The sequence below is a fragment of the Algibacter marinivivus genome (genome assembly GCF_003143755.1).
In the GTDB taxonomy this organism is placed as follows: Bacteria; Bacteroidota; Bacteroidia; order Flavobacteriales; family Flavobacteriaceae; genus Algibacter_B; species Algibacter_B marinivivus.
The window spans coordinates 1,477,232-1,492,032 of sequence record NZ_QFRI01000001.1; the positions used below are offsets into that span (position 1 = coordinate 1,477,232).

General features: G+C 30.8%; 14 protein-coding genes. 7 read left to right on the top strand and 7 right to left on the bottom strand.

The annotated features are described in order from the left end of the window. Positions 1-7: 7 nt before the first annotated feature. The 3 genes from DIS18_RS06720 to tsaB all read left to right on the top strand — a co-directional run bounded on the left by DIS18_RS06720 (position 8) and on the right by tsaB (position 3,252). A complete protein-coding gene (locus DIS18_RS06720) occupies positions 8-1,123 on the top strand; it encodes an efflux RND transporter periplasmic adaptor subunit (RefSeq protein ID WP_109352229.1) in 1,116 nt (371 codons plus the stop codon). After that, complete coding sequence (locus tag DIS18_RS06725; RefSeq protein ID WP_109352230.1) at positions 1,110-2,444, top strand: TolC family protein; 1,335 nt, start codon at positions 1,110-1,112, stop codon at positions 2,442-2,444. The genes DIS18_RS06720 and DIS18_RS06725 overlap by 14 nt, the downstream gene beginning before the upstream one ends. Positions 2,445-2,577: 133 nt before the next feature. Next, entirely contained in the window at positions 2,578-3,252 is a 675-nt protein-coding gene (gene tsaB, locus DIS18_RS06730) for a tRNA (adenosine(37)-N6)-threonylcarbamoyltransferase complex dimerization subunit type 1 TsaB (RefSeq protein WP_109352231.1), read from the top strand. Here tsaB and DIS18_RS06735 read toward each other — a convergent pair. From DIS18_RS06735 to DIS18_RS06755, 5 genes are all read right to left on the bottom strand, one after another. Beyond that, on the bottom strand, positions 3,249-4,064 hold the full coding sequence (locus DIS18_RS06735; RefSeq protein WP_109352232.1) for a mechanosensitive ion channel family protein: 816 nt from the start codon (positions 4,062-4,064) through the stop codon (positions 3,249-3,251). The two genes, tsaB and DIS18_RS06735, sit on opposite strands and share 4 nt — an antisense overlap. A gap of 71 nt (positions 4,065-4,135) precedes the next feature. Continuing rightward, positions 4,136-4,495 carry a DUF1304 domain-containing protein gene (locus DIS18_RS06740; protein WP_109352233.1) on the bottom strand — a complete coding sequence of 120 codons (360 nt, stop codon included), beginning with the start codon at positions 4,493-4,495 and terminating at the stop codon, positions 4,136-4,138. Beyond that, positions 4,492-6,597 carry a thioredoxin domain-containing protein gene (locus tag DIS18_RS06745; RefSeq protein WP_425428169.1) on the bottom strand — a complete coding sequence of 702 codons (2,106 nt, stop codon included), beginning with the start codon at positions 6,595-6,597 and terminating at the stop codon, positions 4,492-4,494. Before DIS18_RS06745 ends, DIS18_RS06740 begins: the two co-directional genes overlap by 4 nt. A gap of 78 nt (positions 6,598-6,675) precedes the next feature. Then, entirely contained in the window at positions 6,676-6,876 is a 201-nt protein-coding gene (locus DIS18_RS06750) for a dodecin family protein (RefSeq protein ID WP_109352234.1), read from the bottom strand. 90 nt (positions 6,877-6,966) lie between these two features. Continuing rightward, a complete protein-coding gene (locus DIS18_RS06755) occupies positions 6,967-7,869 on the bottom strand; it encodes a NifU family protein (RefSeq protein WP_109352235.1) in 903 nt (300 codons plus the stop codon). A gap of 176 nt (positions 7,870-8,045) precedes the next feature. Here DIS18_RS06755 and DIS18_RS06760 point away from each other — a divergent pair, with 176 nt between their 5' ends. Next, positions 8,046-9,056: a PorP/SprF family type IX secretion system membrane protein gene (locus DIS18_RS06760; protein ID WP_109352614.1), complete on the top strand. Its 1,011-nt coding sequence runs from the start codon at positions 8,046-8,048 to the stop codon at positions 9,054-9,056. A 40-nt stretch (positions 9,057-9,096) separates the two neighbouring features. Here the strand turns inward: DIS18_RS06760 and DIS18_RS06765 are convergent, their stop codons facing one another. Continuing rightward, positions 9,097-10,254 (bottom strand): vWA domain-containing protein, encoded by a 1,158-nt coding sequence (locus DIS18_RS06765; protein ID WP_109352236.1) that lies wholly within the window; start codon positions 10,252-10,254, stop codon positions 9,097-9,099. Positions 10,255-10,528: 274 nt separating this feature from the next. Here DIS18_RS06765 and DIS18_RS06770 point away from each other — a divergent pair, with 274 nt between their 5' ends. Genes DIS18_RS06770 through DIS18_RS06780 form a run of 3 tightly spaced genes read left to right on the top strand, consistent with a single transcriptional unit; the run spans position 10,529 to position 13,948 of the window. Beyond that, positions 10,529-12,688, top strand: coding sequence for a tetratricopeptide repeat-containing sensor histidine kinase (locus tag DIS18_RS06770; RefSeq protein ID WP_245925600.1), 2,160 nt, complete (start codon positions 10,529-10,531; stop codon positions 12,686-12,688). Positions 12,689-12,691: 3 nt separating this feature from the next. Further along, complete coding sequence (locus DIS18_RS06775) at positions 12,692-13,426, top strand: LytR/AlgR family response regulator transcription factor (protein ID WP_109352238.1); 735 nt, start codon at positions 12,692-12,694, stop codon at positions 13,424-13,426. 6 nt (positions 13,427-13,432) lie between these two features. Next, on the top strand, positions 13,433-13,948 hold the full coding sequence (locus DIS18_RS06780) for a gamma carbonic anhydrase family protein (protein WP_109352239.1): 516 nt from the start codon (positions 13,433-13,435) through the stop codon (positions 13,946-13,948). A gap of 68 nt (positions 13,949-14,016) precedes the next feature. Here the strand turns inward: DIS18_RS06780 and murI are convergent, their stop codons facing one another. Beyond that, positions 14,017-14,796: a glutamate racemase gene (gene murI / locus DIS18_RS06785; protein WP_109352240.1), complete on the bottom strand. Its 780-nt coding sequence runs from the start codon at positions 14,794-14,796 to the stop codon at positions 14,017-14,019. Positions 14,797-14,801: the final 5 nt, after the last annotated feature.

The window sequence follows — 14,801 nt, forward strand, 5'->3', positions numbered from 1 at the left end:
CAAAAAAATGAATAAAACAGTAAAAATTATTTTAGTATTAGTTGCTATCATAGCATTAGCATTCGTGTTAAAGTATTTTAAAGATGCCAACTCAAAAGATGTTGTAGATTATAAGGTAGAAGAACCATTTTATAGTTCTATAAATACCAAGGCAGTTGCAACAGGGAAATTAAACCCAGAAGAAGAGATCGAATTAAAACCTCAAATTTCAGGTATCGTAGATAAGATTCTTGTTGAAGAAGGCGATAAAGTTAAAAAAGGAGATTTAATTGCTACGATTCGAGTAGTACCAAATGAGCAAAACTTAGTAGCTTCAAAGGGTAGAATATCTACAGCAAGATTATCTTATGATAATGCCAAAATTTTGTATGACAGAAATAAAACCTTATTTGAGAAAGGAGTTATTTCTCAGCAAGATTTTGAGAACAGTGAGTTATCTTTTAATCAAGCTAAAGAATCGTTAGGACAAGCACAAAACGATTATCAGATAATAAAAAGGGGTTCTATTTCTGGAGGAAGTTCTGCAAACACAAATATTATTGCACAAATACCTGGAACTATTTTAGAAATTCCTGTTCGTGAAGGTGATCAGGTAATTCAAAGTAACAACTTTAACGCAGGAACTACTATTGCTACTATTGCAGATATGAGTTTAATGATTTTTGAAGGAAAACTTGATGAAGCTGAAGTTGGAAAAGTTCAAGAAGGAAAAGAAATCAAAGTTATTTTAGGAGCTATAAATGATAAAGAATTCCCTGCTAAATTAACGTTTGTTGCACCTAAAGGCATTGAAGAAAATGGTGCAGTACAATTTACTATTAAAGCAGATGTTACCATTGATTCTGAAACTAATATTAGAGCTGGTTATAGTGCCAATGCTGAGATTGATATTGCAGCAAAAGATAGTGTTCTAGTAATAAGAGAAGCATTACTTCAATATAATAGAATTACAGAAAAACCTTTTGTTGAAATTATGACAGAAGATAATAAGTTTGAAAAAGAGAATGTAGAGTTAGGACTTTCTGATGGAATTAATGTAGAAATCACAGAGGGTGTTGAAGAAGGCGATAAAATAAAAGTGTGGAATAAAGCATCAAAAGATAACGAAGATGAAGAAGATTAATATGAAACTAGCTAGCTTATATTTAGTTCTATTTTGTTCTACATTGGCTTTTGCACAACAAAAAACATGGACATTACAGGAATGTGTAAACCATGCTTTGGAAAATAATATTACTGTAAGACAAAGCCAAAACACGTTATTAAGTAATGAGCAAGATATAATTGCAGCTAAAGGACAATTTTTACCTTCCATTAATGGTAGTTTAAGTCATAATCTATCACTTGGTAATGCAGAGTTATTTCAAGGTCAATTTGTAGACAGAACTGCCAATAGTTCAAATATTGGAGTTGGAGCAAATCAAACTATTTTTGATGGATTTAGACTAACTAATTTGTATAAACAGTCTCAATTAAGATTAGAAACTAATCAATTGGAGTTGCAAAGAATTAAAGATGATATTTCTTTAAATGTAGTTAATTCATACTTAAATGTACTTTTTAATAAAGAACAATTGCAAACGGCCTCAGCTCAGTATGCGTTTAGTAAAAAGCAGTTAGAGCAAGTGCAAGAATTAGTTGATGCCGGTGTTCAACCTAAAGCTAATATTTATGATGCTGAAGCTACTCTAAGTAGAGATGCACAACAAGTTACTTTAGCAGAAAATAACTATAATTTAGCGCTTTTAACATTATCTCAACTATTACAAATACCTTATGTTGGATTTGATGTTGAAATAATTGATATAGAGACCCCTTCTGAAGCTTTACTTTATAAAGATATTGGCCCAATTTTGAGTTATGCATTGGTAAACAGAAACGAAATTAAAGTTGCAGAAAAAAATGTTGAGAATGCTTCTGTAGGAACTGAAATATCTAAAAGTGGTTTTTATCCAACTGTAACTGCTGGTTACTCATATGGTACTAGTGCTTTTTTTACTAACTTAACAGATACCGAAAGTTCGTTTTTTACACAATTGAATGATCAAAGAGCTCATAATATTAGAATTAATGTAAACATTCCTATATTTTCTAGGTTTGGAAATAAGACAGCAGTTGCAAAGTCTAAGATTCAAGAAGAAAACAGCTTGCTGAATTTAGAACAAGCCAAATTAGATTTAGAATCTAATATTCAAAGAGCTTATACAGATGCACAGGCTGCTTTAAAAGCATATATTGCAGCTAAAAAGTCATTAGAATCTCAAACTTTAGCCTTTAACAATTCTAAAGAACGTTATGATATTGGAGCTATGACAGCTTTTGATTTAGAGCAAGCTAGAGTTCAATTAATAAATGCTGAATCATCATTGATTAATGCTAAATACGACTTTGTGTTTAAAACTAAAGTTTTAGATTTCTATATGGGGAAATCTCTAACTAATTAATAAGTAAATATAATTCTTAAAAAACCTGTTTGAATTTTAATATTCTTACAGGTTTTTTTATTTATCAAATTCAAAAAGAATGCATAATATCAAGATAAAACAATAGTTTTGTTTTTTATATGATTTATTACAAATGAGTATTTACATTTTAAACATAGAAACCGCAACAACTAATTGCTCAGTATCACTTTCTAAAGATGGAGAACTCATCGTTTTAAAAGAAGATAATGATAAAAGTTATTCGCATGCTGAAAGGCTTCATGTTTACATCGATGACGTTTTAAAAGAAGCCAAAATAAATGCTTCTGATATAGATGCTATTGCAGTGAGTAAAGGACCTGGTTCATATACAGGTTTAAGAATAGGGGTGTCTGCTGCTAAAGGTTTATGTTTCGCATTAAATAAACCATTAATTTCAATTCCAACTTTGGATGTTCTGGCTAATCAAGTTAAATCTGATGGTCTTATAGTTTCTATGCTTGATGCTAGACGCATGGAAGTGTACTCTGCTATTTACAATTCAAACTACAATCAAATACGAGACACTCAAGCTCAAATTTTGGATGAGACATCTTTTAGTGATTATTTAGATAGTGGGAAAGTCTATTTTATTGGTAATGGTGTAGAGAAAACGAAAGCCTTAATCAATCATGAAAATGCCGTTTTTGTAGAAGATAAATTGCCTTCCGCCAGAGAAATGTGTGCATTAGCATTTAATAAATATAAAATAAGCGACACCGAAGATGTCGCTTATTTTGAACCTTATTATTTAAAAGATTTTGTGGCTTTAAAACCTAAAAAATCTTAAGCATCTTTATGTATTTCTACACTGTGTGGGTAAGGAATCTCAATACCTGCAGCGTCAAGAGCTAATTTACATTTTTCGATAGTACCAAAGTAAACATCCCAATAATCAGCAACTGTTGCAAAAGGTCTTACTGCAAAATTAACAGAACTATCTGCAAGTTCAGATACGTTTACTGATGGTGCAGGATCTTTTAAAACTTGAGGGTTATCTGTTAATACTTTCATTAAAACATCTTTTGTCTTTTTAATATCAGCATCATAACTAACTCCGATAGTTAAATCTACACGAAGTTTTCCTTCCGTTGAATAATTAGTAATGTTACCGTTTGAAAGTGCACCGTTAGGTATAATAATCTCTTTATTAGTTGGCGAAACTATTTTAGTAGTGAAAATTTCTATTTCTTTAACAACACCAAGTTCTCCTTGAGCTTCAATTAAGTCACCAATTTTAATTGGTTTAAAAATCATGATTAAAACACCTCCGGCAAAATTACCAAGAGATCCTTGTAAAGCCATACCAATAGCTAAACCAGCTGCTGCTAAAATTGCAGCAAATGAAGTTGTTTCAACACCTAATTGTGATAAAATAGCTAAGAATAAAAGAATTTTTAAAATCCAACCAATTAAGTTAAGTAAAAACTTTTGTAAGCTTTCATCATAATTTTTCTTAGTCATTACTTTCGCAATGCCTTTATTAACTTTTTTGATTATCCATGAACCGATAATCCAAATAACTATTGCTCCAACTATTTTTAAGCCATAGTCAACTACAAACCCTTGAGCGATATCAACCCATTTGTCTAAATTCTCCATAATTTTTTTTGTGTTTTAATTTGTGCAAACTTAAAAACTAAAGGTTAGTTTTTAAGTTTTTAAATGATTAATTAATTTGTGAAAAAGCAAAAAATTAGTGCAATAATTGCAGGAACTGCTTGAAAATAAAACAATTTTATTTGCTTTGTAGAGTAAGACCCATAAATACCTGCTATAGTCACACAAACTAAAAAGAAAATAGCAAAATCCATATCTTTTTGAATAATTGAGAATATAAGACCTGCAGCTAAAAATCCATTATATAATCCTTGATTAGCAGCAAGTACCTTAGTGTCTTCAGCAAATTGTTCTGATTTTAAACCGAAAGCTTTGATACCTTTAGGCTTTGTCCATAAAAACATTTCTAGATATAAAAAGTATAAATGTTCAAGAGCTACAAAGGCTATTAATATAATCGTTAATAAACTCATTCTTTTAAAAATTTAATAGCATCCTTTACTTCCGAAACAGGAAGCTTACATGCTTTATTTACACACACATAAATAAGTGTGCTGTTAGGGTTATATCTACTTTCTAATAAAGGCATATTATTTTCGGAAGTACTTCCGGCAATAAGTTTATTAGGGATGTAAGTTTTATTTAAGTTGTTAATCTTTTGTTTTGCATCCTTACCAACAATTGCTACTTCATAATAAGGTTGAGCATAATTCAACATTAAATCAAACCAATTAGAATATCCAGAGGGGTATTCTTTCATTTCTGGTTTTATGTTGTTTAACATAGTCATTGCTGTTTTACTGAAATGTTCATTATCAAAATAATGCGATAGCTTAAACAGATTTTTTGCCATAATAGAATTACTTGCTGGTATTACGTTATCACGGTATTCAATACTTCTTGATACTAATGATGCATCTTCATTTGATGTAAAATAAAACATGATACTTGATTCGTCAAAGAAATGATCAAAAGCATAGTTTGCTAAATCTCTAGCTGTTGTTAACCATTTTTCATTTAAAGTGTTTTCATAAAGTGTTATAAATGCATCAATTGTAGTAGCATAATCCTCTAAATAGCCATTGATGCTACTTTTTCCATCTTTGTAATTATGATTTAAGCCACCATCTTCTCTTAATTGATTATTCAAAATGAAGTTTGCACTCTTTTCCGCTGAAGCAATGTAATCATCATTTCCAAAAACCCGATAAGCATCAGCATAACCTTTAAGCATTAATGCATTCCAAGAGGTTAAGGTTTTATCATCTAATCTAGGTTTTGCTCTTTTGTTACGTTCTTTTATTAAGATAGATTCCCATTTATTTTTCTTTTCAGTTAAAACACTTTCAGTGATGTTATGCTTTTTGATAATAGTATTGTCATCATCTTTTCTAATGAGTACATAATTGTCATGTTCCCAAAACCCGTAATTGTTTACATTGTAATAATCTGAAAATAAATCAAAATCATCTTTTAAAATCAATTTTAACTCATCTTTTGTCCATACGTAAAACGCACCTTCTTCAAGTTCGCCTTCTGGAGTATTACTATCTGCATCAAGCGAAGAATAAAAAGCACCATTGCTAGTTGTCATTTCTTTTTTAATATAATTTAAAGTTTGATGAACAACATCTTCATATAACTTATTTTTTGAAACGAGGTAAGCATCAGCATATAAACTAACTAATTGTCCATTATCATAAAGCATTTTTTCAAAGTGAGGGACATGCCATTTGGCATCAACTGAATATCTTGAAAATCCACCTCCAATCTGATCAAAAACACCACCGTAAGCCATCTTTTTAAGTGTCAAATTAACAAAGTCTAATAACTTAGCATCATTATTTTGATAGGCATATCTTAGTAGGAAATGATAGTTGTTTGGCATCATGAATTTTGGTGCTTGATTCATACCACCTTTATTATTATCAAATTGTTTAGACCAATTATTAATAGCTTCTTGAATGAATGGTTTTTCAAAAATGGGTTCGTCAGTATTCAATTGGACAACATCTAATGATTTAATGCCTTCTTCTAATTTAGTTGCATAATCTTGAAGTTTTTCAGGGTCTTCTGTATAGAGTTTAGAAATCTGATCTAAAGCATCCATCCACTGCTCTTTTTTAAAATATGTACCACCCCAAACTGGTCTTCCGTCTGGTAAAGTAATAACATTTAAAGGCCAACCACCACTGCCAGTCATAAGTTGTACGGCATTCATGTATACTTGGTCTACATCTGGTCGTTCTTCTCTATCTACCTTAATATTGATAAAATTTTTATTCATCACTTGTGCTACAAGGCTGTCTTCAAAACTTTCATGCTCCATAACATGACACCAATGGCAAGCGGCATAACCAACACTAATTAAGATGAGTTTGTTCTCCGTTTTTGCTTTCTCTAAAGTGGTTTTATTCCAAGGGTTCCAATCTACTGGATTGTGCGCGTGTTGTAATAGGTAAGGACTAGTTTCGTTAATAAGAGCATTTGTATATTGATGTTTCATGGTTTCAGAATTCTGACCTTTACATCCTATAATAAGAATAATAAGTATAAGTGGTAATAGTTGCTTCATGTCTCAAAGTTAGCGATTTTTAGGCATAAAAAAAGCATTCAAAAGTTGAATGCTTTTTAAAGTATTTTAAAGGTAGATTTATTCTACTTCAAAAGTTATTTTTAAGTTTACTCTAAAATCTGAAACTTCACCATCTTTTACACTTGCGCTTTGATCTTGAACGTATACAGAACGAATATTTTTAAGACTTTTTGAAGCGTGTTTTACTGCTTTTTTAGTTGCATCTTCCCAACTTTTATCTGAATTTGCTAAAACTTCAATTACTTTTAATACTGCCATGGTTTTATATTTTTTAATTAATAATTATAAAAACCTCAACTGAGGTATGATGTTTCTTAGACACTATTAAATTTGAAAAGTCACAGACAATTAGCCATTTATAGCCTCAACAGTTTCAACTTTTCCAGGAAGCATTTCTTTAAGCATATTTTCAATACCACTTTTTAAAGTATATGTTGATGATGGACAACCACTACAAGCTCCTTGTAATAGAACACTAACATTTTTATCGGCAGAATCATAAGAAATAAATTGAATGTTTCCTCCATCACTTGCAACAGCCGGCTTAACATACTCTTCTAAAATATTTACAATTTCTTTTGAAGTATCATCTAAAGCTTCAAAATTACTGTCTTTTTGAGCAGATGTTTTTTGCAATGTTTCAGCAGCTTCAGGTGTTACAACTTCTTTACCATTTTCAATATATTGTTTTATAAACTCTCTAATTTGAATGGTAATATCTTGCCACTCAGTAATATCATATTTTGTGATAGACACATAGTTTTCATCAATAAATACACTTTTTACAAAAGGGAAATGAAAAAGCTCAGTAGCAAGAGGAGAAAATTTAGCTTCCTCTATTGAAGTAAACTCATATAAAGCAGTAACTAATTTTTTATTAGAAACAAATTTCATTACTGAAGGGTTAGGAGTACTTTCGGCATAAACCGTTACCGCAACTTTTTTAGGCGCAGCAGTTTCTTCAACAACTATTCCGCCTTCATTTAAATAGCTTTCAATCTGTTCAGCTACTTCGTCTTGTACATCATTCCACTCTACAATATCATAACGTTCTACCGCTATAAAATTTCCAGAGATATAAACTTTTTTTACAAATGGTAAATAGAACAATTGTTGTGTTATGGGAGATGATTTTGCTTCATCAATATTATTAAATTCGAAACTTTGGTGTTTAGTGATAAACTGATTTACTTCGAATTTTACTATAGAATTATTGGATGTTTCTTGCACAGAAACCTTGAAAGTGTTCATTTCAGCTAATTTTTTACAAAAATACTAAAAGAAAACTTTAGATATCCATATATTTGAGTATTGTTGGCTTTATGGATAAGCCAGAAAGATAAAGTTTAACTTTATCTTTTTTATGTGTAATTTTTTAAGAATCAAGACGTTTGTATTAAAACCAAACCTACTTGGGAGAAAAGTTTATGAAATTAAAAAATATCATTTTAGTGGCAATTACGGTAGTATTCTCAAATATAGCTACTTCTCAAGAAGGATTGCCAATATATACAGATTACCTTACGGATAATTATTATTTAATTCATCCGTCAATGGCTGGAGTTGCAAATTGTGCAAAAATTAGAATGACTGGAAGGCAACAATGGTTTGGGCAAGATGATGCACCAAAGCTATTGACTATGAGTGTTAATGGGCGAGTAGGTGATTCCCAATCTGGTATTGGAGGTATACTTTATGCTGATAAAAATGGGTATCACTCTCAAAAAGGAGCTTATTTTACATATGCACATCACCTTATGTTTTCAAGAAGTGAAGTGGATTTGAATATGCTTTCTTTTGGTTTAAGTGCTGGTTTTGTTCAATATCAATTAGATGAGACTACTTTTTTAAATGGTGCTCCTATTCCAGATCCTATTATTAATGGAACAGTTCAAAATCAAACAAATTTTAATGTAGACTTAGGTTTTTCTTATCATTATCTAGATTTTTATGCGCATGTTACTGTTAAAAACCTTTTAGAGAACGCAGGAATTAATAGAGATACTCAAATAACAAGTAACTTAAGACGCTTTTTAATTTCTACAGGTTACGTTTTTAGTAAGTTTGGAAGTGAATGGAGTTATGAGCCTTCATTAATGTTTCAATACAGAGATTTAACAAAAGAATCTGCTATTGATGTTAATGCTAAAGTCTATAAGCAGATGGATTTTGGTAAAGTTTGGGGTGGATTGTCTTACAGGCAAAGTTTAGATGGTGCTGAGTTTTTAACAAGTTCAAATGCTGTAAGTAGCCAAAAACTACAACAAATAACACCTATTTTAGGAGTTAATTACAATAATTTTATGTTTGCTTATAATTACACATATCAAATGAATGATGTCGTGTTTACAAGTGGAGGTTTTCATCAAATTACATTAGGCTATAACTTTAATTGTAGGCGAGAGAAGTATGCTTGTAATTGTCCTGCAGTAAATTAAATATAAAAAAAGAGGCTCTATTTAGAGCCTCTTTTTTGTTTTACTCCCAAGTGTATTTTTTCTTTTTGGCTTGTTCTTTTATGGCTTTAGTCATAGCGTTTTCTAAATTATTGCTATGTACGCTTTTCTGTTTTGAAAGATAAGATTTGCGTTTAGTATTCAAAGCTGCAATCTCATTCTGAATTGCTTCACGTTCCTTACTTTTTTTAGTAACATAAGTTTTAATTTCAGTTTTGGTTTTGCCCTTTAACTCCATAGGTAGCGCCTCATCATCTATATCTTCAATAACAACTTCTTCTTGCTCCACAGCATCCACTAAGTCCCAACTCTTATTTTTATAAAGGTGAGAACTTTTACTAATTGTTCTTTTTACAGCATTTGCTTTACTATAGTCACTAGCATTCATATCTTGTTCTGCTTGCATTGCCATTTTTCGACTGCCACTTGACCCATAAGCAATGTAAGTTTTGTTTAATTTTTGATTTAAAATTAAGATTTCATCATCATATGGAGATGCAATGTGTACTGTTGCACGATTTTGGTTTATGGCCATATAATCTCCATTGGTTAATTTAGCACCATCTTTCCAATATGATGATATACCTTGATTGTAATCACCACAAAAAATGGTATTAACAGTCACATCTTTTTCATTTGCGTTTGATGAAGCATCTTTGTAATTAATTTCACCTTGAGTAAAAGGCTCGTTTCCAGCAATGAAAATAAGTTTTAAATCATCTGGATTTTTGCCCCAATTCAATTGATTTAATGAGGTTTGAATAACTTGACCACAGTATTCATTACCACCATTTGTTGTTAATGAAAAAAGTTCTTTAGAGATGTCATCTAAATCCTCGCTAAAAGCTAAAACTTGCCTAATAAAACCTTCACTTCCGTTTAATCTATCATTACCATATTCATATAAAGCAATTTGAAGATTAGGTTTTTTAGTACCACATTTTGCATAAGATAGTTCGTTTACAATGTCCCAGAGTTGTGCTTTGGCTTGGTCTATTAATCCATCCATACTATTACTAGTGTCTAGAAGTAAGGCAACTTTAATAAATTGTTTACTAGGTTCATGGTTAATAGTTTTAACTTCATTTAAAGCTAGATTCTGCTTTTTGTTTTTAGCATTGCAGGATATAAATCCAATTAAAGCAAAACTTAATAAGAGTGTTTTAAAATACGTTTTCATTAGATTTTTGTTTTTAGATTAATGATAATTTCATCAAATGCTATTAACTGCTTTTGATTAATACAGTAAAACTATAATCAACTTAATTCTTAAAAAAAGCAGAATGAGTGAAAAGATGCTTTTATTGAGTAAACAAACCTTTTAAATATGTGAAGTCGGTTTTTTTACATCAAAAATCAATGTTTTTATGAAATCATCATTTTAATAAACCAAGTAAAGTGCGTAAGTTTATCTACATAAAATAAAAATGAAGATAGTTATCAAATATTTACTTATGTTTTGCCTCTTTATAAGTGGTATGCTATTGGTTGCTCAAAACGATGATAACTTTATAAACCAAGATCCAAAATTTACCATTAGAGGCTCAGTCAAAGAAAGTGATACTAGAAACCCAATTCAAAATGTAAATATTGAGGTTAGCGGTGGGGGTTACACAACTACGGATATTTTTGGTAATTTTAAAATTGAAGTAAGGAAAGGTGATGAACTTATAATACGCCATAAGGATTTTGAAACAGTTTATCATATTATTCAGAATGATGATGACATTCAAGTAGAAGTAGAGCCTAATGAGGAAGAAAATTTCAAGCTTTCAAAATCTAAAAAAATATCTAATACCAGAAAACCGGAAACATTTAATGCTCTGATGGATTCCGCTAAAGCTTACTTAAGAAAAGATGCGAAAAAGAGTATTCAATTTATAGCTGATGCGCTTTCAGAAAGTAAATCTTCAAAAGAAAATAGTGGAGCTTATCAAGTTTTAGGAGATATTTATTCATACTGGAAACAACATGATTTAGCAGTTTCAAATTATAGAATTAGTCTTCAGAATTCTAACTCAAGTTCAGTTAAGTTAAAACTTGCTGATGCTTATATGAAAAACAAGAATTACCAAGAAAGTATCGAAACTTATAAAGATATTAATAGGAGAGATTTATCTAATTGGCAATTAACAGATTTATATGAAGGTTTAGGAGATGTTTATCTTTTGACCAAATCTTATAACCTTTCGATAGGCGCTTACGAAGATGGATTGAAAGTAGCCCAAAAGCATTTAATTACACCTAAAATTACCGATTTAAATTCAAAATTAGCTCAAGTTTATAATGCAAAAGGAGAACCTCAAAAGGCAGGAGCTTTTTTTAATAAATCTATGAGGTTAGCCAATACTGAAAATAAAAAACGAGCGGTTGAAGAGAAAATTAAAGTGGCCGATTTTGAAAGTGAAAAGAACAACTATGATGATGAAATTGAATTACGAAAAGAGGCATTAAATACTATTAATGAAATTGAAACTACTGATGCGAATATAGAAAATGAAAGCCCTTTAACGCCACAAAAACAAAATTACAAAATTGGTAATGCCTATGCATCTCAAAGAGATTATGGAAATGCGATTCCGTATTTGCAAAAGAGTATTGAAGAGGCAGATAGTAAGGAAGACTTAATCGTCCAAAAAGACGCTACCAGAAAGTTATCAGAAGTTTACAGGGATGCTGGACAGTTTGATAAAGCTTTATTGGCGTATCAGGATTATGTGGATTTGGTAGATAAATTGTATTCTAGAAAAGAACAAGAAATATCTCAAGCTGCACGATTTAGTAAAGATATTACCAGTAAGCAAAATCGTATTTTAAGTTTAGAAAGTGATAGAGCATTATCAGAAAGCAAATATCAACTATCAGAAGAACAAGCTAAGCGTCAAAAACTTATTATTTATTCGCTTATAGGAGGCTTATTTTTATTGTTGGTTGGTGCTTTTTTAATGTTTAAATACATCAAACAACAACGATTAGCAAATAACTTGTTGGCTCTAAAATCTTTAAGAAGTCAAATGAATCCGCATTTTATATTTAATGCACTTAATTCTGTAAATAGTTTTATAGCGTCAAATGATGAAAGAACAGCAAACAAATATTTAACAGATTTTTCATTGTTAATGCGTGCTGTTTTAGAGAATAGTGAAGAGGATTTTATTCCTTTAGAAAAAGAAATTAAACTTCTAGAACTGTATACTAAATTAGAACATTTTAGATTTCAAGATAAATTTGATTACACAATTAATGTAGATGAAAACATAAAGGTTGAAGATTTTGTAATACCACCAATGTTATTGCAACCTTATATTGAAAACGCTGTTTGGCATGGGTTACGTTATAAGAAAACCAAAGGGCATTTAGAGATAGGAATTGCCCAAACGAAACAGGATGAAATAAAAATAACGATTACTGATGATGGTATTGGACGAAAAAAATCAAAGTCTTTAAAAACTGAAAATCAGCAAAAGCAAAACTCAAAAGGTATGGGTAATATTAAAAAACGAGTATCTATTTTGAATGCTATGTACAAAGATAAGGTTGATGTTTTTATTGATGATTTTCAAGATGAAGAAGATACTGGTACAAAAGTGGTCGTAACGCTTAAAAAAGATTAAAAAATGAAGCTCCAAGCAATAATAGTCGAAGACGAAGAAACAAGTAGAGAAATCCTCAAAAATTATCTCAAAAAATATTGCCCTAATGTAACTGTTTTAGGCGAAGCATCAAATGTTGAAGAAGCTTTAGTTTTAATTAGAAATAACGATTTAGATCTTGTTTTTCTAGATGTAGAAATGCCTTATGGAAACGCTTTCGATTTATTAGATAAAGTTGGAGATATCAATTTTGAAACCATTTTTGTAACCGCTTACAATCATTATGCAATAGATGCGCTAAATGCTCATGCATCCTATTATCTAATGAAACCTATTTCTATAGACGAACTTATTAAAGCGGTAGATTATGTAACAGAAATAAAAACCAAAGAAGATATCCTTCAAGATCAAGTGCTAGTGCCTAAAACTAATCATGTTGAAGGTAAAATTACTATTCCGCAATTAGATGGTTTTGAGGTATTAAACACATCAGACATTTTATATTGTAAAGCCGACGATAATTATACAGAAATTTATTTAAACAATAATAAAAAGAAAATAGTTAGTAAAACTCTTAAATATTTTGAGGAAGCCTTAACACATTCTGGATTTGCTAGAATCCATAAATCTTATTTAGTGAATGTAAATGAAGTGGTTAAATATGTAAAAGGAAAAGGTGGAAGCGTCGTATTAAGTAACGGAAAACAAGTTATGGTTTCCGCTTCCAAAAAATCAGACTTATTATCCTATTTTAAATAAAAAAACATGCCAGTAATAAAACCAGTAAGAGGGAAATCCCCAGTAATTCCAGAAGATTGTTTCATAGCCGAAAATGCGACTATAGTAGGAGAGGTTACTATGGGAAACCAATGTAGTGTTTGGTTTAGTGCCGTAGTTCGTGGCGATGTAAACTTTATCAAAATGGGTAATAAAGTTAATGTACAAGATGGAGCCGTCATACATGGTACTTATCAAAAATCAGCTACTACCATTGGTAATAATGTGTCTATTGGGCACAATGCCTTGGTTCATGGATGCACAATTCACGATAATGTTTTGGTGGGTATGGGTAGCATCATTATGGATGGTAGCGTTGTAGAGAGCAATAGTATTATCGCTGCAGGTGCTGTAATTACTCAAAATACAGTAGTAAAATCTGGTAGTATTTATGCTGGTGTTCCTGCAAAAAAAGTAAAGGATATAAGTAAAGATCTCATTTCAGGAGAAATCAATCGTATTGCCGATGCTTATATTAAGTATTCAAGTTGGTTTAAAGAGTAGTATTTGGGCGCCTGCCTGCTGGCAGGCAGGTTTTCCTCTGCAATCCCTAACGCAAAGGCTAACAACTATTAAAAGTCCAAATAATTAACAGTAAACTTGTCTCCTAGAAGAGATGTCATAATCTCAGGATTTCCATTAGTAAAAAATCGAGAATTAGGCTTTGTCATTAAAGAGTTTGATAAATCATGTTTCTCTAAAACAGCTTTAGTTTGTCTCGCTACGGCTTCACCAGAATCTATAATTTTCACATGCTTTGGTAATAATTCCAAAAGTATAGGAATCAAATACGGATAGTGTGTACAACCTAAAACTAAATAATCAATATTAGCATCAATCATAGGCTTTAAATACACTTTTAAAAGCGATTTCATTTCATCTGAATATAATTTACCACTCTCAATCAATTCTACTATACCATTCCCAATTTGCTCAACAACATTAACGTCACTAGCAAAAAGATTTGATGTTTTAGAAAACAATTCACTACTCAGAGTCCCTTTTGTTGCTAAAATACCAATGGCGTTTGTTTTGGTTTGTAAAGCAGCAGGTTTAATAGCAGGTTCAATACCTATAAACGGAATATTGTAGTTTGCTCTTAAATAATCAATTGCATTGGTGGTAGCTGTGTTACAAGCCACAACAATAAGTTTGCAGTCTTTTTCTAGTAAGTATTCAGTGTTTTTAATGCTTAAATCTATAATAGCTTGTTTACCTTTTGGTCCATAAGGCGCATTTATACTATCAGCCAAATAAATAGTGTTTTCAGAAGGCATTAAACTATGGATTTCTTTCCATATAGATGTGCCTCCAACACCAGAATCAAAAATACCAATTGGTTGTTTACTCATAGAAG